The sequence below is a fragment of the Glaciecola petra genome, assembly GCF_031846345.1.
Taxonomy (GTDB): Bacteria; Pseudomonadota; Gammaproteobacteria; order Enterobacterales; family Alteromonadaceae; genus Glaciecola; species Glaciecola petra.
The window spans coordinates 1-1522 of sequence record NZ_JAVRHX010000013.1 but is presented as its reverse complement, the minus strand read 5'-3'; the positions used below and the strand labels follow the sequence as shown (position 1 = coordinate 1522).

At 50.5% G+C, this 1522-nt stretch carries 1 rRNA gene; it reads right to left on the bottom strand.

Annotated features, from left to right (window positions below):
• A 23S ribosomal RNA gene (locus tag RM552_RS17650) occupies window positions 1-1522 on the bottom strand; the annotation flags it as partial.

The window sequence follows — 1522 nt, the reverse complement described above, 5'->3', positions numbered from 1 at the left end:
TAGTAAAGGTTCACGGGGTCTTTCCGTCTAGGTGCGGGTACACTGCATCTTCACAGCAATTTCAATTTCACTGAGTCTCGGGTGGAGACAGCGTGGCCATGGTTACACCATTCGTGCAGGTCGGAACTTACCCGACAAGGAATTTCGCTACCTTAGGACCGTTATAGTTACGGCCGCCGTTTACCGGGGCTTCTATCAAGAGCTTCGACAAATGTCTAACCCCATCAATTAACCTTCCGGCACCGGGCAGGTGTCACACCGTATACGTCATCTTGCGATTTAGCACAGTGCTGTGTTTTTAATAAACAGTCCCAGCCACCTGGTCACTGCGGCCCTCATTCGCTTAAGGCGTAAAGCCCATCACAAACAAGGGCGTACCTTCTCCCGAAGTTACGGTACAATTTTGCCGAGTTCCTTCACCCGAGTTCTCTCAAGCGCCTTAGTATTCTCTACCTGACCACCTGTGTCGGTTTGGGGTACGGTTCATATAGCAATACGCTTAGAAGATTTTCCTGGAAGCCGGGTATTTGCTACTTCTTTCCCGTGGGAAATCGTCTCGTATCTCAGGCATGTAGTGCTCCGGATTTGCCTAAAGCACAACCCTACATACTTTCACTTGGACAACCAACGCCAAGCTAGCATAACCTTCTCCGTCTCTCCATCACTCACTATATAAGTACAGAAATATTAATCTGTTTCCCATCGACTACGCCTCTCGGCCTCGCCTTAGGGGCCGACTTACCCTGCCCTGATTAGCATGGGACAGGAAACCTTGGTCTTCCGGCGTGGGGGTTTTTCACCCCCATTATCGTTACTCATGTCAGCATTCGCACTTGTGATATGTCCAGCAAGCTTCTCAACTCACCTTCATCCACTTACACAACGCTCCCCTACCCATTATCCTAAGATAATGCCGCAGCTTCGGTATATTGCTTAGCCCCGTTACATCTTCCGCGCAGGCCGACTCGACTAGTGAGCTATTACGCTTTCTTTAAAGGATGGCTGCTTCTAAGCCAACCTCCTAGCTGTCTTAGCCTTCCCACATCGTTTCCCACTTAGCAATATTTTGGGACCTTAGCTGGCGGTCTGGGTTGTTTCCCTCTCCACGACGGACGTTAGCACCCGCCGTGTGTCTCCCGGATAGCACTCATCGGTATTCGGAGTTTGCAAAGGGTTGGTAAGTCGGGATGACCCCCTAGCCTTAACAGTGCTCTACCCCCAATGGTGTTCGTCCGAGGCTCTACCTAAATAGATTTCGGGGAGAACCAGCTATCTCCCGGTTTGATTGGCCTTTCACCCCCAGCCACAAGTCATCCGCTGACTTTTCAACGTCAGTCGGTTCGGTCCTCCAGTTGATGTTACTCAACCTTCAACCTGCCCATGGCTAGATCACCGGGTTTCGGGTCTATACCTAGCAACTAAACGCGCAGTTAACACTCGCTTTCGCTACGGCTCCCCTAATCGGTTAACCTCGCTACTAAATATAAGTCGCTGACCCATTATACAAAAGGTACGCAGTCAC